The sequence below is a fragment of the Bacteroides faecium genome, from assembly GCF_012113595.1.
Lineage (GTDB): Bacteria > Bacteroidota > Bacteroidia > Bacteroidales > Bacteroidaceae > Bacteroides > Bacteroides faecium.
The window spans coordinates 510039-533731 of sequence record NZ_CP050831.1; the positions used below are offsets into that span (position 1 = coordinate 510039).

Here is a 23693-nt window from a genome sequence, read left to right on the forward strand (position 1 = left end):
CTTGGTTTTAAACCAATGTACAGGAGTAAATTTAACTAATTAGAATTGGAAATATATGAACGGCTGAATCTCCGAACTCTTCATTTGAATAACCAGGTAAATCAAAGCTACCATCAAGACAGCTTTTCCTACGAAAGGCATACGGATGACGCCCCGGCATACCGCATTCTCCCAACTATCGGGTGCAAAATGAAGCAGGAAACCGAGCAGCATCAATGCAAAGACTTTCCAATAACCTTCCAACAATTGCGGGAATAGCTGAGGACGGAAAGTGGTGAATATCTGTTTCAGCATATCCATCGAGTTTTGGAAATCGGCGTTACGGAAGAATATCCAGCAGAAACATACGAAATGAAAAGTGATAATCACTCCGAACATACGACGCCAACCGTGGCTTTGCTCGCCTTTCTTGCGCCCGGTGATTGTCATCCACATTTTATGCAATGCCAAAGCAACACCGTGGAAGGTTCCCCACAGTACAAAATTCCAGGATGCTCCATGCCATAATCCGCCCAAAAACATGGTGATTATCAGATTCAGGTATTGACGGAACTTTCCTTTCCGGTTTCCACCTAAGGATATGTATAAATAGTCTTTCAGCCAACTGGACAGGGAGATGTGCCACCGACGCCAAAATTCGGTAATGGAAGCGGACTTATAAGGAGAATTAAAGTTCAGGTTGAAATGGAAACCCAGCAGCAAAGCGATACCGATAGCCATGTCACTATATCCGGAGAAGTCGCAGTAAATCTGCAAAGCATATCCGTAAAGCCCCATCAGGTTCTCAACTCCCGAATAGAGAGTGGGATTGTCAAAGATACGCTCTACAAAGTTGACACTGATATAGTCGGAGATTATCGCTTTCTTGAACAAGCCGGAGAGAATCAGGAAAATTCCCCGTCCGAACATCTCCTGCGAGACAAAGAGCGGTTTCCGTATCTGCGGGATAAAGTCGCGGGCACGAACGATAGGACCTGCCACCAACTGCGGGAAGAAAGATACATAGAAAGCATAATCCAGCAGGTTCGTCAGAGGTTTTATATCTTTCCGGTAGACGTCGATGGTGTAGCTCAGGGACTGGAAAGTGAAGAAGGAGATGCCGACAGGCAGAAAGATGTCGAGTGCCGTGAATTCCCCTCCCATTAAGGATGCAATGACTCCACCCAGGAAGTTAGTATATTTGAAATAGGCGAGAAGCCCCAAATTGACACTTAAGCTCAGAGCCACCAATCCCTTACGTTTCCAATACCCTTCGGCACGAGCCATGAGTTGCGCCAGGAAGAAGTCGCAAACGGTGACGAGGGCGAGCAGAAAGAAATAAGTGCCGCTACTCTTGTAGTAGAAGTAATAGGAAAAGAGGGTGACAAATAAGATACGGGCGGTGTACTTGCGTTGCAGTAACACATACACAACCATAAAAGCAGCAAACAGCCAAAGAAAGATACCACTGCTGAATATCATCGGTGCTTGCGGGTCGTAAGTAAATACCTCTTTTAGTCTGCTGAAATCTATATCAATGGGAAACATAATCGTTATATGCTTTGATGATGGCTTGGTATAATAAATTTCCTTGAAGGATGTATCCTTCAGGTAGATAATGTACATGATCGGGACGCATCAATTTGGCTTCTGTCCAGTTGGTGCAGGCGCGACGCTTACCGCCGACTACATCGTACATATCCCATACCAGCAGGCGGTTATTTTTAGCATAGCGGCGGATTGTTTCTGCGGCTGTCACCGTGCGGGGATTAATGGCATAGGTACGTCTGCGCCTTCTTTGCCGGAAGCTTTCATACGAACCCGGCGGAGTCGTGAAAAGAATAGGCACATTGGGGAGACTGTCGCGCAGGAGTTTGACAAGTTCGTCCATCTGGTTGTAATGTACGTTGATATTATAACGCCGGTTATGGCTTTCGTTCGTCCCGAAAGAAAGAATCAGCAGTTCGGGTTTCAAGGCTGCGATTTCGGCGATACGGTCGGGATGGGTAAAGGTGAGGCAGGTAGCTCCGTTCACTCCTTTGTCAATGTAGGAGACAGCCCCGAAAGTCTCGGTCAGGCGGGCTCCGGTAGTCTGCGGATAAATATGCCCGCGTACGTGGCTGTCGCCGATATGAACGATGCGGACTGTATCTTCAGACAATCCGGCACGCACTTGGCGGAGATGCTCGAATACGGGAGATAACAAGGCAATGCTGTCGATAATCTCATTCCGCCCGGTTTCGCGGAAGGCGGTCGGGAAGGAGATTTGCGCGGAAATGGTATCGTTCGCCCAGGTCATTTCCCGTAAGGGTTTGATTTTCTTTAAAGTCTTGTTTAATGGCGGGCAGGCGGGTATGCGGTCTTGCGCTGTTATCCCGGAAAGAAAACAGGGAGCAATAGTCAGGATTCCTGCCAGCATCAGTATAAAGACAGGCAGCAGGTTATTCTTTTTCATAAGCTTTCCTCCTGTCGTGTTGTTCTTTTCCGTATATCAATGTTTCATAAAGCAGTCCTGCCAAGTGCTTGCCGCCCCGGAAGTTTATATGCGTATAGTCGTAGTTTGCCATGGACGGTTTGGCGTGAACCAGTTTCGCCATACTCCCCTCACCGCCCATTGCTTCGAACATATTCCAAAAGGCGATACCGCTTTCGGCGGCAATGTTCTGCTGATAACGAATCAGGTTCTTGACACCCGGCATGGTGCGAAGGTCGCCATTCTCGTTCTTATAGTCACGGTCGCCGACACTCAGTAGCAGAATTCCGGCTTGCGGGAAGCATGTTTTCAGATGGTCGATGGCTGTCAGCAGCCCTTTCTGGTAGTTATCGTAATTGCGTCCGCGTTCGGTAGCGACGTTCAATCCGTATTCGAGAATAATCAGGTCGTAGGGACGCTGGCGGTTAAACTCTTTCAGCATTTGTTGAGGGATACCGCGCAGGGAAAGGCCGGAGCTGCCACGCAACGAGAAGTTATCGAGGATGATGCCTTGCTTGCCATCCATTGCCAAGCCATAAAAGAGCGTGGAGTCGGCACGGTCCACCGTCCAGCGGATAGAGCCGATGCGTCCGTCTACCTGAACTTCCTGCAAGCCGCCGGAAGGAGCCAATGCATAATTCCGGCTGTCTCCTTTGTTCACACGGGCGGAGAGATGAACGGAATCTCTATTATAAAAGAAGATGGAAGCACGTTGGCAGGTATCAAGCAGCGAAGCGTATTTGTTCTGCCCGCGCAGCTCTACATAAGCTCCGTTCCGGGGAACGAAATAATGACCGGAGATGCCTTGTTTCTTCCTGTCGAAATAGACGCTGTCCGTCACTGCGTGGCTGGACCATCCGCTGAACATATGTCGCACCGTAGGACGATAGCCGCTTGTCATGGAAGTGATGGTGACAAAGCCTACTCCGCAACCGCCGAACCGTTTTTGAAGCATCTCCCGCAAGTCAGCGGTAAAGATGTCCGCTTCGATGAAAGAGTCGCCGAATACGGCAATACGTACCAAGTTGTCACCGGAGCCGGAAGTCCCGGAAGAGACACGGTCGAGGGCTTCATAAAAAGGAGCCATGCCGCAACGAGTGGAGTCGCTGTAATCTTCAATGCAGGTCATACCCGCACGGCAGGTATCTACGAAAACCGGCTTTACCACAGGCGGCAGGGGGATACTGTCCGAATCGGCTACGGCAGTATCCATGTCCGGATAACGAAGGTCGCTCAAAAGGTCTACACGCCTCATCGTGTGTCCATCGATGGTGATGACCGGAAGCCAGTGGAGCCCCAACAGGGCTGCAAACACAACCAATACAAACCACAACGAATATTTCAAATAATTCTTTATAATCTCCATAATGTTCCTAAATCCGAAAACGACCGCAAAGATAGACAAAAGCCATAAAAAGAAAGGAGAATCTACATTATTTATTAGATTCTCCTTTCCGTTTATTGTTCCGGCAGACCGGTTATCAAATGGTCCGCTCGATGTTCCATACAAATGCACGCAAGCCTAATTGCTCGGTCTGCAAGTCCATCTTATGCAAGGTATCCAGCAATGGGTCGACTTTACTGTCGTCTACAACGGTCAGGATAGACGAACACATACTCGGCCAGGCATGGCTTCCGAAATGGGGGTCGCCTGTCTTCGAACCGCGTCCCTGCACTCTTTCGAGATATGTGAAACCACGGCAACCCAAACGGTCGAGCAACGCAATGATTCGTTCGTAATAAGCCTGGTCGAATGTTATTAATACTGATTTCATATTTCTTATCTGTTATTTCTTAATAATATTCTAATTATTTTCCTGGAAATAAAGGTCCAGTTCACGTTGGCGACGGAGTTTACGACGCTGGTTCTTGATACCTGTTCCTGCGAATACACAATATAAGGTAGGAATCAGAATCAAAGTCAGAACGGTTGATACCGTCAGACCACCGATTACGGCAATCGCCATCGGGCTCCACATCTCGGAACCTTGTCCGCCGGCTATTGCCATCGGAATCATACCGAGAACAGTGGTAGCGGTAGTCATCAATACCGGACGAAGACGGCTCTTACCGGCTGTCACTACGGAGTGCAACACCGACTGTCCACGCTCTCGACAGAGGATGATGTAGTCGATAAGCACAATACCATTCTTCACCACAATACCAATCAACATAATACCTCCCAACAAACTCATGACACTCAACGTACTATCTGTGAAGAACAATGCCATCAAGACACCGCTAAACGCAAACGGCAGTGAGAACATGATGATGAACGGATAAGTCAGAGACTCGAACTGCGCAGCCATCACGATGAATACAAGAACTACAATCAAAATGGCGAGTGTTCCCAAGTCGCGGAAGGAATCCTGCTGGTCTTCATACGAACCGGAAATCTGAATCGTTACATCGCCCGGCAAATGCATCTTGTCGATAATCTTGTTACCGGCGGCAACAACATCACCCAACGGAGCACCGGAGATTACGGCGGACACCGTCACGATACGTTCGCGGTCTTTACGCTCAATGGTAGGCGGAGCAAAACGTTCTACTACCTTCCCGACGTCTTTCACACGCACGGACTCACCTTTGCTATTGTAAATAAGAATGTTCTCTATACTTTCAAGGCTTGTACGATGTTCGGGCGCGTAACGCACTTTGATATCATACTCGTCTCCATCTTCACGATATTTGGAAGCAACGGCACCATTGATACGGTTACGGAGATAGTTACCGGCAGTTGCCAGATTCAATCCGTGCATTGCCAGTTTCTCGCGGTCGAAGTCTACTTGATATTCAGGCTGGTAGTCACTACGGCTGATATTTACTTCGGTTACACCTTTCACATTCAGCAACTCGCGTTTCAAACGGGCTGACACGCTATCGGTCACCGCCATATCGTATCCGTACACTTCGAAGTCGGCACTAGCCTGGGCAGACATACCTGTGTTACTACCACCGAGAATTACCTGCGCTTTACTGAATTCAGGATAGGCTTTCAAGTCAGTACGCATCTCGTCGCAGACTTTTTCAAGCGTGATGTTACGGTCGCCCGGATCCACCAAACTGATGTTGAACGAGATAATATGCGAACCGTTGTCCTGCATGGAAGCCCATGTATTATCCGAGTCGGCTTGTCCCACTGTATAGTTACATACTTTCATGATGTCCTTATACTTGGTCATCCACTGGTTGGTCAACTTCTGCGAAAGTTCCTGTGCTATCTCTTTTCTCGTACCGATAGGCAACTCCAGTTGCACTGCGATACGGGCGTTATCCTGCGCCGGGAAGAACTCTGTACCGATACCTTTCGCACACAGCAAGCTGACTACGAAGAAAACGATACATCCCACAATGATAATCGGACGATGACGCACTGCCCAGTTCAGCATCTTCGCATACCAGGTATCGAGTCCGTCCAATGTTTTTTCAATCGGGGTAAAGAGTAGTTTAAATGCTTTCGACTGTTTCTTCTGCAAACGTAGCAACTGCGAACAGAGCATCGGTGTCAGTGACAAAGCCGCTACGGTGGAGATAAACATGATGGCACACATCATCCAACCCAACTGTTTGAAAAGTACACCTGACATACCGCTTACCATCGTCAACGGGAAGAATACGGCAATCATGGTCAGCGTAGAAGCGATAACGGAAATTGCCACCTCATTCGTTCCATGCACGGCCGCCTGTTTCGGGTCGGAACCGCGTTCGATATGTGTCGTTACATTTTCAAGCACTACAATCGCGTCATCCACCACCATACCGATAGCGATAGAAAGGGACGAAAGCGAGATAATATTAATCGTATTTCCACTAACTGCCAAGTAAATGAACGAAGCAATCAATGAAAGCGGAATGGTGATACAGATAATCAGCGTCGCACGCCAGCGTCCCAGGAAGAGGAACACGACCAATACTACGAATAGCAGGGCATAGGCTACGGTTTCCGTCAAACTGTCGATGGTATTCAAAATGTTATCGGACGTATCGACGATAACACCAATCTTCACGTCACTCGGCAGGTTCTTCTGAAGCCTCGGCAGTGCGTCGGCTACTTTCTTGGAGATTTCTACCGAATTGGCTCCCGACTGCTTCTGAACAACAATCATGGCACCCTGCACACCGTTGTTATAGGTTTCCTGTGCACGTTCTTCTACCGTATCCACTATTCGGGCTACGTCACGCAAAAAGACATTCGCCCCATTGTGCGTACCCACCACGACATCTGCCAACTGGCTGGAATCATCAAATTCTCCTTCGACACGCAATGAGTATGTCTCACTACCGATATCGAAGTTACCACCCGGAATATTCTTGTTCTCGGCTCCGATGATGGAGCTGATTGTTTCGATGGTCAGATGGTATGCTTCCAGTTTGTTCGGGTCGCAATATACCTGAATCTCACGCTGCGGCGCACCACTGATGGACACTGTTCCGACTCCCGGAATACGTGCCAGCGGGTTAACGACACGGTCGTCCAATATCTTGTAAAGTGCGGACTGGCTCTCATTCGCCTGTACGGAAAGCAACACGATAGGAATCATGTCCGTACTGAACTTAAAGATAATCGGGTTCTCGACATCATCGGGAAGCTGTGAGCTTACCATGTCAAGCTTATCGCGCACATCATTTGTGAGGACGTCAATATCATTACCAAACTCGAACTCCAATGTAATCAATGACATGTTTTCGGAAGAACGAGAGGTTATATGTTTCAGGTTGCTCACCGCGTTCAGTGTATTTTCGAGCGGGCGAGTCACATTATTTTCTATATCCGAAGCACTTGCGCCGGGATAAGCGGTCATTACCATGATCGTGTTTGTATCAATGTCCGGATACAAGTCGATAGGCAATTTGGACAAGGAGAAAAGACCAAAGATCACCACTGCCAGGAAGCAGAGCGAGGTCATAATCGGTTTCTTAACCGCACCTTCGTATAAACTCATTTCTTTAGGGATTAATTTGTTAGTGAGCAGTGATTAATGAGCAAACGTCAATCACTAATCGTTAACCGTTTATTTATTTCTCAACTTCTACTTCTACGCCGTTCACCAAACGTGCCTGGCCGGCAACTACAACTTGAGAATTATCGGGCACACCGGATTTCAACTCGTACTCCGTACCCATACGTCTACCTAACTCTACTTTATTATAGGTTACTTTACCATCTTTATAAACGAACACATAACGGTCGCCGGAACCTGCCTGCTTAACGATGGCCAAATCAGGAACAACCACGTTGTCGGCCGTACCGAAGTTCAGTGTAGCACGGGCGAACATTCCCGGACGTACACGCTGATCCCTGTTGTCTAGTTTGATTTCAACCGGGAATGTGCGGGTAGTAGCGTCTATCGTAGGATAAATCAGGCTGATCTTTCCTGTAAATGTCTCGTCGCCATATACATCGAGTTTCACGTCGACAGGTTCGCCTTTCTTCACTTTGGTAAAGTAGGTTTCGGAAACATTGATAAGGAGTTTCACCGGGGTGATTTGTTCTACTACCAGTACAGGGTCACCGCCACTGTACATATCGCCGTTATCATAATTGCGTGCAGTAACTACGCCATTGATAGGGCTTAGCAAAGAGGTGTTTTCCACCAGATTCTTATAAGCTGTTTCCTTCACGTCGAGTTGCATCTTCGAAGCATCCCACTCAGACTTGGACGCACCGCCTACTTTATAGAGTTCGTCGATACGTTTGAATTCTATCTCCTGATTATCTAGTTGCAGCTTTGTCTGTTTCAGGTTGGCCGCATCCATTTCTACTAATTTCTGTCCTTTGGATACGCGGTCGCCCACTTCTACAAAGATACGGTCGATACGCACGGGAGATGAAGGAGCGATGTTGTTTTTCGCTTCCGCTTCTACCGTTGCCGTGTAATCCTGTATCTGATCTACGGGACGTGCCTTTACGTCTGCCAGTTTCACGATGGGTTTTTCTTCCACCTGCTCCGTGGCAACTTTATCTTTTCCACCTGTACATGAGCCCATAAATACAGTTAACAATAGGGCTGCCAATTGGATACTTGTTTTCATATTCCTTAATTGTAATTTTTTAGTTGTCTATCTTTATTCTTTTCCCAATACCTGGTCGAGATCTGCCTTAGCAACCAGATAATCATATATGGACTGATTGTAAGTGAGCTGTGCCTGTGTCAGTGATACCTGCGAACTGTTGAGTTCAAGCACCGTGCCTTTACCTACATCATAACGTTTTTCGGCAATGGTCACCGCTTTCTTTGCCTGCATCACGTTTTCTTTATTGCTGACTACCTGCTCTGTGCTGGCAGTCATATTGTTACGGTAACTCACAATCTGCATATTCAATTGTCTTTCCGTATCAATGCGGTTCCAGTCCAACTGGCGCTGCTGAATACGGGCGGATTTCACTTTCGTAAAGTTGCTTGCCTTATACAAGGGGATGCTGAGGTTGAACATCAGGCTCGAACTGTTGCTCCAGTTATAATCGAAGAAATTGATATTCGGATTATACAAGGATTGGTAGTTGTAGGAGAAGCTCATCGAAAGCGTCGGCATAAAGTTGGTTTTCAAAGACTTTACGTTCTTTTCCAGCAACTTCATATTCAGTTCGAACTGCTTCATGGTGGTATTGTTGTTCAGATTAACCTCTTCTTCTCGCAACTGATTGGCAAACATAGCCATCTCGTAATTAGTCAGATTATCATTAATCTTAATCTCCACATCGGCTGTAATGCCCATCAACACTTTGAGCTGCAACTTAGCGAGAGTCACTGCGTTGGCTGCCGCAATCAGGTTCGGTTTGATGCTGCGCATCTGCACATCCGCACTGATTTTATCATATTCGCTCACAGTTCCCTGTTGATATTTGGCGTTGACAACATTATAATTGTCTTCTGCCAGTTTGTAGCTTCCCTGAAGCACTTCGTAGCTATCTTGCGCAAGCATCAACTGATAGTAGGCTTTGCTTACCTGATTCACCAAATCCAGTTTGGAAGCGCGCGACTTCTCCACTGCTAGTTCAATGTCCGTCTTTGTCATTGACATGGCGCGATACACGCCCGGCACAAACAGAGGCAGATTTATACTCAATCCGGCATTGGCGGTGTTCGTACCGTCATCCCCCATCTTTATAGGATCCATTCCTTTAAACTTCATTTCAGCCGCTTTAATCGTGTGGTCCACAGACCCTGCGATGCTGGCTTCCGGCAACAGACTTTGCCACGCTTCTTTGCCAGCAACTTTCTTTAAAGCGATTTCTTCTGCCGCTACTTTCATTGTCGGATTCTCATCCAAGGCAATTTCTAAGGCTTTTTCTAAGGTTAAGGTTAGCGTATTCCCCCCTGTCTGAGTCTCCTGAGCTTTCGCAAAGCCAAATGCACAGAGCGCTACAGCCATCAGAAGAATCTTCTTACCTGTCAGTCTTTTCATTTTGTTCATAAACTGGTTTCTAATTAAATCTTTAATTGTTTGTCAACTGAACCTCATTCTTCCTTTTCTTCAATGCGGTTCTTACGATATTCTTGTATAAAGTCTTCCAGTACCTTGGCTCCTTTCTCTGTAGAAATGCCACGAATATAGGTAAACATGATAGACTCGTACACCTCTATAAAAGGATATTCATTGCAAATGTCCGTATTCAGCAGCACGTCAAACTGCTCGCGCACCAACATATTGACAATGGAAAAATTCACATCCGAACGAAAGATGCCCTGATCGACTCCCACCTTAAAGAAAGACATCGTTTTCTCAGAATCACTGTCCTGACGGGCTCTCATCATCTCATACACCCTCGGATATTTCTTGATGTCTTCAAAAAAGCGTTTGTTTGTCCGATGAAACATTTCAATGCTTTTCTGAAACACGGCAAGTATTACCTCAAGCACGTTGTGCGACTCCTCATATACCTGCTGCAAGTATTTATCCCTGTCTTCCTGAGCCTTCAATATGCATTCTTTCAGCAATGATTCCTTGTCCGAAAAGACTTCGTAGAGGGTACGTTTGGATATGCCCAATGCTGCCGCAATATCGTCCATTGTAATACTCTTGATGCCTTTCGATCTGAAAGCTTCCATTGCCGCCACTACAATTCGTTCTCTTAACTCTGCTCTTTGGGAAGCGTCTTTTCCATGCTCTGTCATCGTTCGTTCTTCTTAATTGTTTTAATGCAGTTTTCGTTTTTTCTTCATTTACAAAGGAAAAACGGAACAAAGATAAGTAGAAAACTCAATTAACAAATCTAGTTTCCACGTATTTATAATCCATTTGAGAATTATTATCATTCTACAGACTGATATGAAAACAAGTGTTAAGAGGAAATACGGAACAAATACACGGCAAAGATAAGAAGTAAAGGAATAAGAAGTAAAGTTTTATCGCTATCAGAAGGGTTCTGACCGATAAAGGCCGGATAAATGCCGATGAAAATCGACACTTACCCGGCCATAACAGTCACTCTTATTAACGAAAAACGAAAAAGGGATGGGTTTATGGTTAATATTCAATTTGGTTCCTTTTCAGGAAGGCGACTGTTTTATGTATCTCTTTGTACATCACGATGTCATCTTTCACAAAAGGCACTTCTTTCCTGTATGCGTGAAGGAAACGTTCCAGCACCGGAGACGTTTTTAGCGGGCGACGGAAATCGATGCCTTGAGCGGCGTTCATCAGTTCGATGGCAAGGATATGTTCGAGGTTATCCATTACTTTATATAGCTTGGTGGCGGCATTGGCACCCATACTTACGTGATCTTCCTGTCCATTGGAAGAGACGATGGAGTCGCTTGATGCGGCATAGCAGTACATTTTATTTTGGCTGACCATTGAAGCGGCGGCGTATTGGGGAATCATAAAGCCGGAGTTCAGACCGGGATTGGCTACCAGAAATTCGGGGAGTCCACGGAGTCCCATAATTAGTTGGGAGACACGGCGTTCGGAGATATTTCCCAATTCGGCGAGGGCGATAGCAAGGAAATCATAAGAGATGGCAAGCGGTTGGCCATGGAAGTTTCCGCCGGAGATAATCCGGTCTTCGTCGGGGAAGATGGTGGGATTATCGGTGACGGAGTTGATTTCCGTCAACAGAACGGAAGCGACGTAGCGGATGGCATCTTTCGTGGCACCATGCACTTGCGGGATGCACCGGAAGGAATAGGGATCTTGCACATGTTCTTTGTGGCGTTCGATCAATTCGCTGCCGGCCAGTAGTTTGCGGAAGGCTTCGCCTGTCTCAATCTGTCCCCGGTGAGGGCGGATTTGCTGGATGCAGTCCATAAACGGGTCGATACGGCCGTCGAAGGCTTCGAGGGAAAGGGCGGCAATCAGGTCGGATTTCTTAGAAAGACGGAAGGCTTTGAGCATGGCGAATACGCCGTTGGCGCTCATAAACTGGGTGCCGTTCAGCAGGGCGAGTCCTTCTTTGCTCATTAGCTTGACGGGTTCCCAGCCAAATTCGTCGAGAACGCTGATGGCTTCGCATTTCTTTCCTTTATAGTAAACATCACCAACACCAATCAGGGGAAGGAAGAGATTGGCCAGCGGAGCAAGGTCGCCGGATGCTCCGAGGGAACCGCGGTCGTAGACAATGGGCATGACATCGTTATTGAAAAAGTCGAGGATGCGCTGCACGGTGATGAGTTGCACGCCGCTATGTCCGAGAGAGAGCGCGTGGGCTTTCAGCAGCATCATTAGTTTGATAATGACGGGGCGGATTTCTTCACCTACGCTGCAAGCATGGCTCTTTATCAGGTTTTCCTGGAGTGTGCCCAGTTCATCAGAAGAGATGTTTTTGGTACATAAGGAGCCGAAGCCTGTTGTAATGCCATACAGGGGTTCTTCGGAAGAAGCTATCTTACGGTCGAGGTAGTCGCGGCATTTCTGAATGCGCAGCTTGGCTTCGGGAGCCAGTTCTAGTTTCAGGTTCTCATTGATTATCCGTTCGATGATTTCGAAGGTCAGTTCGCCGGAACCGACATGATATACATTCTTACTCATACGCGCAAGTCTTGGTTAACGGCATCCAGTATTTCTTTTTCTTTCTGACAGGCGGCTTGCTCTATCTTATCGGCTTCGCCTTGCAGTTGCAGGACAAATTCCCGGTCTTTGAGCGAACCGAGGTTGATGCGGACATTCAGCAAAGCTCCGAGGACGGCAGAACGGGCGGACATCATGGCGACACAGGCGTCTGTGATGGCGTTCCGGTTGCCGAGGTGGGCTACGTCTGCGATGATTGTCATCATGTCCAGGGCTTTTCGAGCTACTTCCAGGGGAATGAGGGCGGCCTTTTTGGTCGCTTCCTGAATGGCGGCGCTGCGGGCGGCTTTTTCTTCATCGGTCGCCTTGGGGAGTTTGAAGCAGGCAAATACTTCGTTGTAAGCTTCGGAGTCTTTGTCAATGAGTGCGATAAACTCGTCCAGCAAGCGGAGAGTGATGGTTTGGGCGTGCTGCATCAGTTCTTCGCTGACTTCGTAGCCTTTTTTACCTACGGTGAGCCGGGCTACCATTGTGGAAAGGGCGGAAGCTAATGCTCCGTTCAGCGCAGCAATACTGCCACCACCGGGCACAGGGTCACTGCAAGCCACTTTATCTAAGAAATCTTTTACGGTTAAATCTGCTAACATGGTATTCTATTTTTTAGTTGGTTATTAATTGGCGGGGTATAGCATGCCGCCTTTTATGGTCATTATTACGCTATTCATTCCGATATAGTAAGGTAGAATGTGATAGTTTGCGGAGTTCAGGACGACAAAATCGCCTTGCTTGCCGACTTCGATGCTGCCGATACGGTCGGCCCGATAAAGGGCGGCGGCTCCGTTCAAGGTCAGGGCGGTGATGGTTTCTTCTACGCTTAGTTTCATGTAGATGCATGCCAGGGCGATGGTCAAAGGGATGGAGCCTGAAAAGCAGCTTCCCGGATTGAGGTCGGTGGCAAGGGCTACGGCACAGCCGGCGTCAATCATTTCCCGTCCGCGTGCATAGGGTTCTTTCAGGGCAAAGGCGGTCAGAGGTAGCAAGGTGGCTACTACGCCGGTATCGGCCATTGCACGGATTCCGGCATCGGAAGCGTGCAGCAGATGGTCAGCGGATAAGGCACCCAGTTCGGCTGCCAGTTCAGCGCCGCCGAGGGAAACTATTTCGTCAGCATGGAGTTTCAGTAGGAAGCCTTGGTCTTTGGCGGCTTGGAGCAGGCGACGGGATTGCTCGATGGAGAAAACGCCCTGTTCGCAAAAGACATCGCAACATTCAGCAAGTTCGTTTTCACGGACAACCGGAAGCATTTCACGAATCACGAAGTCGATGTAGTCATCACCTCTTTCTTTATATTCTTCGGGAAGGGCATGAGCGCCGAGGAAAGTGGAAACGATGTCGACGCGTTTATGCTCGTCATTGTTCAGGCTACGCATTATTTTTAGTTGCAGCAGTTCGGTTTCACGATCGAGGCCGTAGCCGCTTTTTCCTTCTACCGTGGTCACTCCCATCGTGCTCATCTTCTTCAGGAAGGTTTCGGCTGCCGAACGGAGTTTCAGGAAGTTCATTTTCCGCGTTGCTTTCACGGTGCTGGCAATGCCGCCGCCACGTTCCATGATGGACATGTAGCTTTCGCCTTTCAGACGCCAGGAGAATTCTTCGGAACGTTCGCCGCCGAATACGAAATGGGTATGGGAATCGACAAAACCGGGTAGCAGGCAGTGCCCGCGGGCATTGTAATGCCAGTAGTGTTGATAGTAGCCGTCGCGGTCTTCACCACGGTTCTCGCCGACATAGGTGATGATGCCTTTGGTTACTTCCACTGTCCCGTTTTCTATGATTTGCAGTTGCGACATTTCTTCCCCTTTACGGGCGGAAAAGCCGGTAGGGGTAACGATGCGGGCGTTGAATATAATCAGGTTTTCACTCATATAGTTGTTGTTAATTATTCCATGATGCGCGCTTCCAGGACTTGCTGCATGGAGAAGTTTTCCAGTCCGAGGTAGTAGGATGCTGTGTCAATCAGGGCTTCCATTGGTACAAGACCGATTATCTCGCTGCCGACAATCGTGACGCCATAACGCCGGGCTTCGATACGTGTTAATTCGAAGGCACGGTAGAGGGCGGTACGGGTGTAGTCGGTCATGTTGATGGATACTTGCGTGATGTTCCGTTCTTTCAGCTCTACTCCCATCGCCTTGACATAGCGGAGTCCGCCGTTGATGTGGCGGATATTTTTGGCTATCTTGGTAGCTATTTCGAGATTGTCCGTACTTAGGTTGATATTATATGCGACAAGCGGCATACGGGCTCCGATAGCTACGGTTCCGGCAGTGGGGTGACGTTCGGCGGGGCCAAAGTCCGGTTGCCATTCGGGAAGTTTTATCTTTTCGGCCATTCCTTCAAATTCGCCTTTGCGGACGGAAGCGAGATTTTCCCGGTGTGGCGCGGTGGCGGATTTTTCGTATAGAAAGACCGGAAGGTTATATAGCTCGGCTACGCGGGCGGCAACTTCTTTTGAGAGTTCGACAGCTTCTTCCATCGTAGTGTTTTTAATGGGGATAAAGGGGACAACATCCACCGCTCCCATGCGCGGGTGCTGCCCTCTATGGTGGTTCAGGTCTATCAGACGGACAGCTATTCCGATGGCTTCGACCACTGCGTCACGCAGGGCTTCCGGTTCGCCGACGAGGGTGACAACCAGGCGGTTATGGTCTTCATCGTTGCTGTAATCGAGTAGCTTTACGCCTGCCTTGCCACGGAAAGGAGCTACTATCTTATCTATTTTCTCTAAATCGCGTCCTTCACTGAAATTGGGGACACACTCGATAATTTTATTCCAATTCATAATAAGTATATATGTTATAGGTTACATTTACAGGATAACTAGAGGTTTTACTTCAAACATCCACATCTTCGGGTAGTTCCATATATTGTGGGAACTTATTCCCCGATTTTATGGGAAATTACTCCCGTAATATGAGGGAATGCTTTCCCATATTTTGTGGGACTACTTCACCGTAATATCTGGAACTATTTTCTTTATTAATTCTTCATCAGCCAGATATGGCATTGTTATCTGATAGTCTCCGGCGTGGGATTCGTTGAATGCTTCGCAAGTTTCTATTGCATGCGGATTACGTGCCCAAGAGCGCCGGGCTACCCCCCCCATTACATCCCAAAGCATGGCGGAGCGAAGTATTTCGTCCACCCGTTCGCTACCATCGCATACCATACCGAAGCCACCGTTTATCGCTTTTCCAATGCCGACTCCGCCACCATTGTGCAAAGCTACAAGACTCATTCCACGGGCGCAGTTTCCGGCAAAGCACTGCACAGCCATATCTGCCATTACATTGCTTCCGTCTTTTATATTCGATGTTTCCCGGAAGGGGGAATCTGTGCCGCTCACGTCATGATGGTCGCGTCCCAACATGATAGGTCCTACTTCGCCACGGCGAACCATTTCATTGAAGCGGAGCGCAATGTTCATTCTTCCCACAGCATCCTGATAAAGGATGCGCGCCTGTGTTCCTACTACCAATTGGTTCTTTTCCGCATCGCGTATCCAATTATAATTATCCAAATCCTGACCGCGTCGATTGACGTCGATACATTCCATAGCTGCATGGTCTGTCTTTATCAGGTCTTCATGTTTTCCACTCAGGCAAACCCATCGGAACGGGCCATAACCGTAGTCAAAGAGTTGAGGTCCCATAATGTCTTCTACATAGCTCGGCCAGATGAATCCGTCTTTCTCGTCTACACCGTTGCGGGAGATTTCTTTTACTCCGGCGTCGTAGATCGCTTTCATAAAGGAGTTTCCATAGTCAAAGAAATAGGTGCCTCGGGCTACCAGTTTTTTGATTACTTCGAAATGGCGGTGCAAGGAGACATCTACCAAACGGCGGAATTGTTCGGGAGATTCGTGAAGAAATTGTGTGCGCTCTTCAAAAGTCAGTCCGGCAGGGCAATAGCCGCCTTCATAAACGGCATGACAAGAGGTCTGGTCGGATAATAGTTCAATGGGGATATTCCTTTGTTCCGCATATTCGAGCAGGTCGACTACGTTTCCATGATAGGCTATCGAACAGGGTTCACGGCGCTGCATCGCTTCGTTTGCCATCCGATATGCTTCCGCCATATCTTGCGTGACATGTCCTACCCAGCCTTGGCGATAACGTGTTTCAATACGGGAGCTGTCTACTTCGGCTATTATGGAAGCGGCTCCGGCTATCTCGGCAGCTTTAGGCTGCGCTCCGCTCATTCCACCCAAACCGGAAGATATAAACAAGTGTCCTCGCAAATCTTGATCTTGCTGAATACCGAGTTTCAAGCGTCCGGCATTGAGCAGGGTATTAAATGTGCCATGGACGATTCCTTGAGGACCGATGTACATCCAACCGCCGGCTGTCATCTGACCATAATTCGCCACTCCCATTTGGGCGGCAATGTGCCAATCGTGCTGATTATCGAATTGGCCAATCATCATGGAGTTGGTTATAATGACGCGGGGAGCGTCGGGACGGGAACGGAAAAGCCCTAAGGGATGCCCGGATTCTATGACCAGGGTTTGTTCTTGGGTTAGTTCTTCGAGATATTGTTTAATCAGACGATATTGCATCCAGTTTTGGCAGACTTGTCCGGTTTCACCGTACGTGACAAGTTCGTAGGGATACAAGGCTATATCAAAGCAGAGATTATTGTCAATCATCACCTGAAAGGCTTTGCCTTCCAGGCATCTACCGCGATACTCATCTATCGGTTTCGCTTTCAAATCGCCTTCAGGACGAAAGCGGTATCCGTAAATCCGTCCGCGAGTACGCAGTTCTTCCATAAATTCGGGAGCTAACCGCTCGTGCCATTCAGAGGGGATATAACGCAAAGCGTTTTTTAGTGCTGTAACTGTTTGAGCCGGGGTAAGTGTGTAACCACGGTCGGGAGCTCTCCGGATACCTTTTACAAAATCCGGATAAGACGGTAGTGTGTTGCCAAGAGTCATCTTCATACTAAAGCAGAATTAAGGATTACAAACTGTAAGTAATACAGCTGCATAACTCTTCGCAAGATAGAAAAAAAGAAGATAAAAGACAAGAAAAACTTCATTTTTCTTGTCAGAAAGTTATTATTTCTGTTTATCCCGCAATTCCTGCAAATATTTAAAAGTATGCTTCGCCTCCGGGCTGTCATCTTTCAAATAGGCTTGTTTTAATTCAGGGTATTTCTTTAATAATTCAAGCATCTTGTCTTTGTCCATGAATTCAATCTTTCCTGTCTCGGCATTCAACTCATAGCAGACACGTTTGGTGACTAAACTCGAAGTTGCAAGGGCGTCACCGATATTTCCTCCCAGCTTCACATCATCGTCTTCTACAAAATTTCCACCGACAACGGAACCTAAAGGCACAGCGCAGAAATAGATTTTTTTATCTAACTGAACAGCTGGAGCATACCAAGCTCCGAAACGCAGCTTTTTATATCGCAACTTACGGCAATTCACATATAAATCTCCTTTTTCATCGCGCACAGCAAAACAACGCTTTTTCAACCGCCGTCCCATAGACTCGTCATTACCTGCCGTTATCCGGTAATCGGCACCGCCAGTCAGCACAATCTGATTCCGGGAACGCTTTTCTACCCGTAGTACGGCAACGGTATCGCCATCTTGAGCAAGCAACTCTTTCAAGTTGGAATAAATTATATTTTGCGCAATTAACGGAAGGCCAATCACGCTCATCAGCAACAATAAGATACATCCTTTCTTCATAAGCCATCCTCCTTTCCTTTCAAAACGCATTTTAGAGTGGAAAGTTATAAATTTTAGCGGATAAATGCAAGGGGGAGTACAGAAATATCAAAAAAAAAGGAACTGGAAACCAATATTTGCTTCCTTGATGCACTTTCTCCACACGCATTATCAGGCGATATATTCGAATAATTATTGTCGAATCGATATTTCAATCGCCTACCGTTAATAAATAGTAAATCTCCTCCCGACTAAAACAAGCTGTTATCACGACCGTTGTGAATTATATTACCTTTGCGAAAAAGTATTGAATTTGTCATGGAAAAACTGGAACATATTATCGCTACATATCAACAGATTATTCAAAATGCAGAGTTGGAGCTACAAAGTGCCCGGAAACGTATTTATTACATCAGCCTATTACGATTGGTTTTATTCGTCGGTGCCATAGCCGGCGCAATCACTTTCTGGACTGACGGGTGGCTGTATATTTCTGTATTTGCCATCCTGCCTTTTATCTTATTTGTGTGGCTGGTAAAACGTCACAATTTTTGGTTTCACCGGAAAGATTTTCTGAAAAAGAAAATAGTAATCAACGAACAGGAGTTGAGGGCTATCCAATATGATTTCTCTGGTTTTGAAGATGGTGAAGAATATATTGATCCGGGACATCTCTATACTTTCGACCTGGATGTGTTCGGAGAACATTCTCTTTTCCAGTATATTAACCGGACATCAACACCTGTCGGCAAACAGCATCTTGCGGATTGGTTCAATAGGCATCTGGAAAATAAGGAAGCCATTGAACAACGCCAGGAAGCTATCCGTGAATTATCCACTGAATTGGAATACCGCCAACAAATTCGTTTACTTGGATTACTTTATAAAGGAAAACCTGCTGATACTACCGAAATTAAAGAATGGGCCGACAGCCCAAGCTATTACCGGAAGCATGCGTTATTACGTATTATCCCAGTAACGGTAAGTATCATCAATCTCGTATGCATAAGTCTTGCCTTTTTAGGCATTTTGCCTGCCAGCGCTGCTGGCGGGGTATTTATTAGTTTTGTTATATTCAGTTCTATCTTCTCCAAAGGAATCACAAAACTGCAAACTACTTATGGTGAAAAGCTGCAAATTCTCTCCACATATGCCGATCAAATTCTTTTTACGGAGAAAAAAGAGATGCACAGTCCTATATTACAGCAATTAAAAGCAGAACTTACCAGTCAGAATCAAACAGCTTCGCAGGCTGTCCGCCAGCTTTCTAAATTAATGAATGCACTGGACCAACGGAGTAATTTGCTAATGAGTACTATTCTCAACGGACTTATATTTTGGGAACTACGTCAGGTTATGCGAATTGAGCAATGGAAGGATACACATGCCAATGACCTTCCCCGCTGGATAGAAACGATTGGGGAAATAGATGCTTACTGTTCGCTGGCAACATTCACATACAATCATCCTGAATATATTTATCCAAAGGTTTGCTCCCAGTCTTTTCATTTACAGGCAAAAGGGCTCGGCCATCCTTTAATGAATCGCAACAAATGCGTGCGCAATGGAATAGACATCGACAAGCGTCCTTTCTTTATTATTATCACCGGAGCGAATATGGCAGGGAAAAGTACTTATTTACGTACTGTAGGCATAAATTATCTCTTAGCATGCATTGGTGCTCCTGTCTGGGCTGAGCAAATGGAGATATATCCAGCTCGTCTTATCACCAGCCTTCGTACCAGTGATTCGTTGACCGATAACGAATCATATTTCTTTGCCGAACTGAAACGGCTAAAGTTAATCATAGATAAGTTGGAAGCCGGAGAAGAACTCTTCATCATCCTGGACGAAATTCTGAAGGGTACAAACTCTATGGATAAGCAGAAAGGTTCTTTTGCTCTCATCAAGCAGTTTATGAATATGAATGCCAATGGCATCATCGCAACTCATGATCTTCTATTGGGAACTTTAATAGATTCTTTCCCACAGAATATCCGAAACTATTGTTTTGAAGCAGATATCACGAATAATGAGCTTACCTTCTCTTATCAAATGAGAGATGGAGTTGCGCAAAATATGAATGCCTGCTTCTTAATGAAAAAAATGGGGATAGCCGTTATCGACGACTAACCCCCATCCTTATGTATGAAAATCAAAGTTCTGTTTTAGTTCACATTATCCCTGCTTGCTTTTTGAAAGAAAAGCTACTACAGCAGAAGCTCCGTCATTTGTAAAATACTGCACGGACGTTATCGGCTGATAATTGTAAGGTACAAACTGGAACAACTGTACGGCTGCAAACTTCTTGTCTTCAGAAAGTATCACATCCATACGTATATTGCCGCTTGACTCGCTCTTAATAGCCGAGTTGGTAGAGAATGAACCCGAATTAACTATATTCGTCAAAGAGTCCATGTGCTTCAAATCAAAAAAGATGCTCTGCTCTTTAGCCACGCTTCCGGTAGGTAAATAAACGACTTCCTTAGATTTCCAGAAAAAACGGAAAATTCCCATCAGGAATAGTCCGGTTCCAAGAACCATTAATGCCATGCTGACAGTAGATGATTTGTCTTCCAGTTGAAAAGTGGAAGCGAATGCTAAAATCCCCACCAATAACATGACAGAAGAGATGATAACACCAGAAACACTGGTACGTTTAGCGATATCGGGATGTGAAGATGCAAATATAGTAGCATCAATAACTTGAGTAGTTGCCATAATATTTAAAATTTAATCTATTAGTAAAAATATAAAGATAGGAAGGATCACCAGTATACGGATTATACCAGTAATCATAAAAGAAATAATACCAATAAATTAATTGCTAAATAATAATATGCCTTAGAGTAAACACATAGTATTCACTCGCTGGTTGGCAATAATAGGAAGTTGTTGTGTTATAAATCCGTCCCCGATGTTGAGAAAGAGAATTTTCACGCTCAGCACCGCATTGCTGCAAATTCCTCAATGTAGTGAAGTACTCCCCAAGCTGTACACGTTGGATACGTGTCACAGATATTTGATGACTTTGTAAATTTGTCAGTTCGGCCACAGGCGAACAAGGAAACTCGGGAGCACTGATCTGTCCATGTTGTTTCATTGAATAGGTAACAGCATTCTCTGTCTGTTCCACTGTTTTTTCAGTGAAAACATTGCCTGCAATCCCGTGAAGGGCAACTGTCAGCAACAGAAACAATATTACCTTTACAAATTTTGCCATATTCTCTTGCAAATATAACAGATTTTACTTATGAAAAGTTCATTTAGGGTATCTTTTAATTTATCTTAGGATAAGTAAACAGGCTACTAACAAAAAAGACTACCCCTTTAGGAGTAGCCTTTTTTATATCTATAAGAATAATTGTTGAATTATTCTGCTGATTCTGCCTTTGGTTCTTCAGCCTTCGGAGCTTCAGTTGCAGGAGCTTCAGTTGCAGGAGCTTCAACAGCAACAGAAGCAGCTTCGGCACTCTTCTTAGAACGACGAGTACGAGTAGCTTTCTTAGCAACTTTTTCTTTAGCCATGTTTTCATTGTAGTCAACTAACTCAATGAAACACATTTCAGCATTGTCACCCAAACGGTTACCAGTCTTGATGATACGAGTGTAACCTCCCGGACGATCAGCAATCTTAACAGAGATTTCTTTGAACAGTTCTGTTACTGCAATCTTATCTTGCAAGTTGCTAAATACAACACGACGAGAGTTCGTAGTGTCTTCTTTAGACTTAGTAATCAAAGGCTCAACAAACTTCTTCAAAGCTTTTGCCTTTGCAACAGTCGTAGTGATTCTTTTGTGCTTGATCAAAGAGCAAGCCATGTTAGATAACATAGCACTTCTATGAGAAGCAGTACGACCTAAATGATTGAATTTTTTATTATGTCTCATTTTTTATTCTTTATCCAATTTATATTTAGAAATGTCGGTTCCAAACGACAGATTCAGACTTTCCAGCAAATCATCAAGCTCGGTAAGCGATTTCTTTCCGAAGTTTCTGAATTTCAGCAAGTCAGTTTTGTTGAATTGTACCAAGTCGCCAAGCGTTTCTACGTCAGCAGCCTTCAAACAATTGAGAGCACGAACTGACAAGTCCATATCAACGAGCTTAGTCTTCAACAACTGACGCATGTGCAATACTTCTTCGTCAAACTCTTCATTGCCGTCAGTATCATTACTTTCAAGCGTGATCTTCTCGTCAGAGAACAACATGAAGTGATAAATCAGAATTTTTGCAGCTTCTTTCAGCGCTTCCTTCGGATGTATAGAACCGTCGGTACTAATTTCAAGTACTAGCTTTTCGTAGTCAGTCTTCTGTTCTACACGGAAGTTCTCTACAGCATACTTGACATTACGTATCGGTGTATAAATAGAGTCGATTGGAATTACATTAACATCCGTGCAATACTCGCGATTTTCATCAGCAGGTACATAACCACGTCCTTTGTTAATTGTAATATCAATCTGCATAGTTGACTTAGAATCTAAATGACAAATAACTAATTCCGGATTTAACACTTCAAATCCAGTCAAATACTTACCTATGTCACCTGCTTTAAATTCACTGGAATTCTCGACAGTGATGCTCACTTTTTCGCTCTCGAACTCTTCAACTACTTGCTTGAATCTTACTTGTTTCAGATTCAAGATAATGTTGGTAACATCCTCTTTTACTCCAGGTACACTAGAAAATTCATGCTCCACACCGTCAATTCTGATGGTAGTGATAGCAAAACCCTCTAATGAAGAAAGAAGGATACGGCGTAATGCATTACCTACGGTAATACCAAAACCCGGTTCCAACGGACGAAATTCGAATTTACCGAATCTGGAGTCCGCCTCCAACATCAATACTTTATCAGGTTTTTGAAATGCTAATATCGCCATGAAATTAATTATTATTTAGAATACAATTCAACGATCAAATGTTCTTTAATGTTCTCAGGAATGTCTGCTCTTTCAGGTATGTGCAACATTTTACCAACCTTTGAAGCTTCGTCCCATTCCAACCATGCATACTTGCTATGATTGAAACCAGCGAGAGAGTTAGCAACAACTTCCAAAGATTTAGATCTTTCACGAACACCAATCAATTGACCTGGTTTTACTGCATATGAAGGAATGTTTACCACTTCACCATCTACAGTTATGTGCTTGTGACCAACCAACTGACGAGCAGCAGCACGTGTAGGAGCAATCCCCAGACGGAATACTACGTTGTCAAGACGGCCTTCCAGCAATTGAAGGAGTACCTCACCGGTAATACCTTTAGCAGTAGCTGCTTTTTCAAACAAATTGCGGAATTGTTTCTCTAAAACTCCATAGGTGTATTTAGCTTTTTGCTTTTCACGAAGTTGCACACCATATTCAGAAGTTTTTCTTTTTCTTGAATTACCGTGTTGTCCGGGAGGATAGTTCTTCTTTGATAAAACTTTATCAGCTCCAAAGATTCCTTCTCCGAATTTACGGGCGATTCTTGATTTTGGTCCAGTATATCTAGCCATTTCTTTTTAAATATTTAATTGTTTATTCATGAACTCAATTTGTTGC

Annotated in this window: 20 protein-coding genes; 1 reads left to right on the forward strand and 19 read right to left on the reverse strand. The window is 45.6% G+C overall.

Annotated features, from left to right (window positions below):
• Positions 1 to 39 precede the first annotated feature (39 nt).
• The 14 genes from BacF7301_RS02035 to BacF7301_RS02100 form a co-directional block, all read right to left on the reverse strand.
• A complete protein-coding gene (locus tag BacF7301_RS02035; protein WP_167959772.1) occupies positions 40 to 1527 on the reverse strand; it encodes an MBOAT family O-acyltransferase in 1488 nt (495 codons plus the stop codon).
• Entirely contained in the window at positions 1514 to 2434 is a 921-nt protein-coding gene (locus BacF7301_RS02040) for an SGNH/GDSL hydrolase family protein (RefSeq protein ID WP_167959774.1), read from the reverse strand. Before BacF7301_RS02040 ends, BacF7301_RS02035 begins: the two co-directional genes overlap by 14 nt.
• Complete coding sequence (locus BacF7301_RS02045; protein ID WP_167959776.1) at positions 2421 to 3818, reverse strand: SGNH/GDSL hydrolase family protein; 1398 nt, start codon at positions 3816 to 3818, stop codon at positions 2421 to 2423. Before BacF7301_RS02045 ends, BacF7301_RS02040 begins: the two co-directional genes overlap by 14 nt.
• A 115-nt stretch (positions 3819 to 3933) precedes the next feature.
• A complete protein-coding gene (locus BacF7301_RS02050) occupies positions 3934 to 4227 on the reverse strand; it encodes a PG0541 family transporter-associated protein (RefSeq protein WP_167959778.1) in 294 nt (97 codons plus the stop codon).
• A 30-nt stretch (positions 4228 to 4257) separates the two neighbouring features.
• Entirely contained in the window at positions 4258 to 7398 is a 3141-nt protein-coding gene (locus BacF7301_RS02055; protein WP_167959780.1) for an efflux RND transporter permease subunit, read from the reverse strand.
• A 73-nt stretch (positions 7399 to 7471) separates the two neighbouring features.
• Positions 7472 to 8488, reverse strand: a complete 1017-nt coding sequence (locus BacF7301_RS02060; RefSeq protein WP_167959782.1) for an efflux RND transporter periplasmic adaptor subunit — start codon at positions 8486 to 8488, stop codon at positions 7472 to 7474.
• 33 nt (positions 8489 to 8521) lie between these two features.
• Positions 8522 to 9871, reverse strand: a complete 1350-nt coding sequence (locus tag BacF7301_RS02065) for a TolC family protein (RefSeq protein ID WP_167959784.1) — start codon at positions 9869 to 9871, stop codon at positions 8522 to 8524.
• A gap of 44 nt (positions 9872 to 9915) precedes the next feature.
• Positions 9916 to 10572 (reverse strand): TetR/AcrR family transcriptional regulator, encoded by a 657-nt coding sequence (locus BacF7301_RS02070; RefSeq protein WP_167959786.1) that lies wholly within the window; start codon positions 10570 to 10572, stop codon positions 9916 to 9918.
• Between the two features lie 352 nt (positions 10573 to 10924).
• Positions 10925 to 12424, reverse strand: a complete 1500-nt coding sequence (gene hutH, locus BacF7301_RS02075; protein ID WP_167959788.1) for a histidine ammonia-lyase — start codon at positions 12422 to 12424, stop codon at positions 10925 to 10927.
• On the reverse strand, positions 12421 to 13050 hold the full coding sequence (locus BacF7301_RS02080) for a cyclodeaminase/cyclohydrolase family protein (protein WP_167959790.1): 630 nt from the start codon (positions 13048 to 13050) through the stop codon (positions 12421 to 12423). The genes hutH and BacF7301_RS02080 overlap by 4 nt, the downstream gene beginning before the upstream one ends.
• A 24-nt stretch (positions 13051 to 13074) precedes the next feature.
• On the reverse strand, positions 13075 to 14328 hold the full coding sequence (gene hutI, locus BacF7301_RS02085) for an imidazolonepropionase (protein WP_167959792.1): 1254 nt from the start codon (positions 14326 to 14328) through the stop codon (positions 13075 to 13077).
• 14 nt (positions 14329 to 14342) lie between these two features.
• Entirely contained in the window at positions 14343 to 15245 is a 903-nt protein-coding gene (gene ftcD, locus BacF7301_RS02090; protein WP_167959794.1) for a glutamate formimidoyltransferase, read from the reverse strand.
• 162 nt (positions 15246 to 15407) lie between these two features.
• On the reverse strand, positions 15408 to 17405 hold the full coding sequence (gene hutU, locus BacF7301_RS02095; protein ID WP_167959796.1) for a urocanate hydratase: 1998 nt from the start codon (positions 17403 to 17405) through the stop codon (positions 15408 to 15410).
• A 117-nt stretch (positions 17406 to 17522) separates the two neighbouring features.
• Complete coding sequence (locus tag BacF7301_RS02100) at positions 17523 to 18164, reverse strand: DUF6563 family protein (RefSeq protein WP_167959798.1); 642 nt, start codon at positions 18162 to 18164, stop codon at positions 17523 to 17525.
• A 297-nt stretch (positions 18165 to 18461) separates the two neighbouring features.
• Here BacF7301_RS02100 and BacF7301_RS02105 point away from each other — a divergent pair, with 297 nt between their 5' ends.
• Positions 18462 to 20276 carry a MutS family DNA mismatch repair protein gene (locus BacF7301_RS02105; protein WP_167959800.1) on the forward strand — a complete coding sequence of 605 codons (1815 nt, stop codon included), beginning with the start codon at positions 18462 to 18464 and terminating at the stop codon, positions 20274 to 20276.
• Between the two features lie 45 nt (positions 20277 to 20321).
• On the opposite strand, the gene BacF7301_RS02110 is transcribed toward BacF7301_RS02105, so the two are convergent.
• From BacF7301_RS02110 to rpsD, 5 genes are all read right to left on the reverse strand, one after another.
• Positions 20322 to 20864 (reverse strand): DUF8460 domain-containing protein, encoded by a 543-nt coding sequence (locus BacF7301_RS02110; protein WP_167959802.1) that lies wholly within the window; start codon positions 20862 to 20864, stop codon positions 20322 to 20324.
• 106 nt (positions 20865 to 20970) lie between these two features.
• Positions 20971 to 21366 carry a DUF8440 family protein gene (locus tag BacF7301_RS02115; protein ID WP_167959804.1) on the reverse strand — a complete coding sequence of 132 codons (396 nt, stop codon included), beginning with the start codon at positions 21364 to 21366 and terminating at the stop codon, positions 20971 to 20973.
• A 149-nt stretch (positions 21367 to 21515) separates the two neighbouring features.
• A complete protein-coding gene (gene rplQ, locus BacF7301_RS02120; RefSeq protein ID WP_167959806.1) occupies positions 21516 to 22034 on the reverse strand; it encodes a 50S ribosomal protein L17 in 519 nt (172 codons plus the stop codon).
• Between the two features lie 3 nt (positions 22035 to 22037).
• A complete protein-coding gene (locus BacF7301_RS02125) occupies positions 22038 to 23030 on the reverse strand; it encodes a DNA-directed RNA polymerase subunit alpha (RefSeq protein WP_004296325.1) in 993 nt (330 codons plus the stop codon).
• A gap of 11 nt (positions 23031 to 23041) precedes the next feature.
• The gene (rpsD, locus tag BacF7301_RS02130; RefSeq protein ID WP_167959808.1) at positions 23042 to 23647 is read right to left on the reverse strand and encodes a 30S ribosomal protein S4; all 606 of its coding nucleotides are present in this window, start codon (positions 23645 to 23647) and stop codon (positions 23042 to 23044) included.
• Positions 23648 to 23693 lie beyond the last annotated feature (46 nt).

Coding starts and splice junctions, on each gene's coding strand:
- BacF7301_RS02115 (WP_167959804.1), bottom strand. CDS start 21,366: ATGGCAAAATTTGTAAAGGTAATATTGTTTCTGTTGCTGACAGTTGCC.
- hutU (WP_167959796.1), bottom strand. CDS start 17,405: ATGAAGATGACTCTTGGCAACACACTACCGTCTTATCCGGATTTTGTA.
- BacF7301_RS02110 (WP_167959802.1), bottom strand. CDS start 20,864: ATGGCAACTACTCAAGTTATTGATGCTACTATATTTGCATCTTCACAT.
- BacF7301_RS02060 (WP_167959782.1), bottom strand. CDS start 8,488: ATGAAAACAAGTATCCAATTGGCAGCCCTATTGTTAACTGTATTTATG.
- BacF7301_RS02045 (WP_167959776.1), bottom strand. CDS start 3,818: ATGGAGATTATAAAGAATTATTTGAAATATTCGTTGTGGTTTGTATTG.
- BacF7301_RS02050 (WP_167959778.1), bottom strand. CDS start 4,227: ATGAAATCAGTATTAATAACATTCGACCAGGCTTATTACGAACGAATC.
- BacF7301_RS02100 (WP_167959798.1), bottom strand. CDS start 18,164: ATGAAGAAAGGATGTATCTTATTGTTGCTGATGAGCGTGATTGGCCTT.
- BacF7301_RS02055 (WP_167959780.1), bottom strand. CDS start 7,398: ATGAGTTTATACGAAGGTGCGGTTAAGAAACCGATTATGACCTCGCTC.
- BacF7301_RS02035 (WP_167959772.1), bottom strand. CDS start 1,527: ATGTTTCCCATTGATATAGATTTCAGCAGACTAAAAGAGGTATTTACT.
- BacF7301_RS02105 (WP_167959800.1), top strand. CDS start 18,462: ATGGAAAAACTGGAACATATTATCGCTACATATCAACAGATTATTCAA.
- hutH (WP_167959788.1), bottom strand. CDS start 12,424: ATGAGTAAGAATGTATATCATGTCGGTTCCGGCGAACTGACCTTCGAA.
- BacF7301_RS02125 (WP_004296325.1), bottom strand. CDS start 23,030: ATGGCGATATTAGCATTTCAAAAACCTGATAAAGTATTGATGTTGGAG.
- BacF7301_RS02080 (WP_167959790.1), bottom strand. CDS start 13,050: ATGTTAGCAGATTTAACCGTAAAAGATTTCTTAGATAAAGTGGCTTGC.
- BacF7301_RS02040 (WP_167959774.1), bottom strand. CDS start 2,434: ATGAAAAAGAATAACCTGCTGCCTGTCTTTATACTGATGCTGGCAGGA.
- hutI (WP_167959792.1), bottom strand. CDS start 14,328: ATGAGTGAAAACCTGATTATATTCAACGCCCGCATCGTTACCCCTACC.
- BacF7301_RS02065 (WP_167959784.1), bottom strand. CDS start 9,871: ATGAACAAAATGAAAAGACTGACAGGTAAGAAGATTCTTCTGATGGCT.
- rpsD (WP_167959808.1), bottom strand. CDS start 23,647: ATGGCTAGATATACTGGACCAAAATCAAGAATCGCCCGTAAATTCGGA.
- rplQ (WP_167959806.1), bottom strand. CDS start 22,034: ATGAGACATAATAAAAAATTCAATCATTTAGGTCGTACTGCTTCTCAT.
- ftcD (WP_167959794.1), bottom strand. CDS start 15,245: ATGAATTGGAATAAAATTATCGAGTGTGTCCCCAATTTCAGTGAAGGA.
- BacF7301_RS02070 (WP_167959786.1), bottom strand. CDS start 10,572: ATGACAGAGCATGGAAAAGACGCTTCCCAAAGAGCAGAGTTAAGAGAA.